Below are 896 nucleotides of genomic sequence, written 5' to 3' on the forward strand. Positions count from 1 at the left end.
CCACAGAATCATCATTATGAGATAATAAAAAAATAAATATTAACTTTGGAGAACTAGGCTAGTGCTTTTCATAGGACGCATTGTTGGCAACAGTTTTTATTCTTCTTGTTCTAATTCTTTATCAATCATTTTCTATTGAGCTAAACGCTCTCCTTTCCAAAAGAAACGTTTTCCAATTTTTCTTAAGTGCTTTCGCCATTCAGAGTCCGTTGTTAATTGATCTTTTCTTTTATTAGACATTTTAGTTCTCTTTATTGAATTCGTTCGGGTCAAGTCCGTACATAAATTTATTTAATTGTCCATTCGAACTTTCCAATTCAACAATGTCCATTAATTCCTCAATATATGAACAAACTCTTTCTCGGTCTTCGGTGTCTAATTCCAGATAAATTTTCGCAAACCTTGAAAGTCCTATTCCGATTTTTTGTTGATATTTTTTGTCAGTAGGTTTTTCCGATTCCACAACAGTTTTAAAATCAGTTGCAATTTTATTTATTTTTTCCGTTAAAACTGGTCGCATTTTTTCGTCCGCAATTCCAGGATAAAATTTTTCTGCTACGAACTTTTTCTTTGTAATAAATTCCGCAAACTTTTCATTCGCATTTTCTGGTGTTTCCATTTGCGTTGCATTTTGTCCACAAGCAGATAAAGTTAAAAATAGAACTAATATTTTAAGGTATTTTGTCATTTCTCAAATTGTTGCCAACGGTTTAGTATATGAAATGTTGCGATTTTATCGACGAGGATTTTCCGCAGGAAAATCAGAAGTTGGTAAAAAAGCAACAAACATTGTGTTAGGTTAAAAGTAGCAATTTTTTATATACATCTTAAGTTAGCAATTCATTAAATTTAGAAATATAAATCAGAAAGAAAAAAGCGTAGAGTAAGGTTATGAT

At 30.9% G+C, this 896-nt stretch carries 1 protein-coding gene; it reads right to left on the minus strand.

The features are described 5' to 3' along the window. Positions 1–241 precede the first annotated feature (241 nt). A complete protein-coding gene (locus ACQYZ7_RS16675) occupies positions 242–688 on the minus strand; it encodes a DUF4844 domain-containing protein (RefSeq protein WP_430730836.1) in 447 nt (148 codons plus the stop codon). Positions 689–896 lie beyond the last annotated feature (208 nt).

Origin of the sequence: Tenacibaculum sp. SDUM215027, assembly GCF_050566205.1 — a bacterium.
Classification (GTDB): Bacteria; Bacteroidota; Bacteroidia; order Flavobacteriales; family Flavobacteriaceae; genus Polaribacter.

Coding starts and splice junctions, on each gene's coding strand:
- ACQYZ7_RS16675 (WP_430730836.1), bottom strand. CDS start 688: ATGACAAAATACCTTAAAATATTAGTTCTATTTTTAACTTTATCTGCT.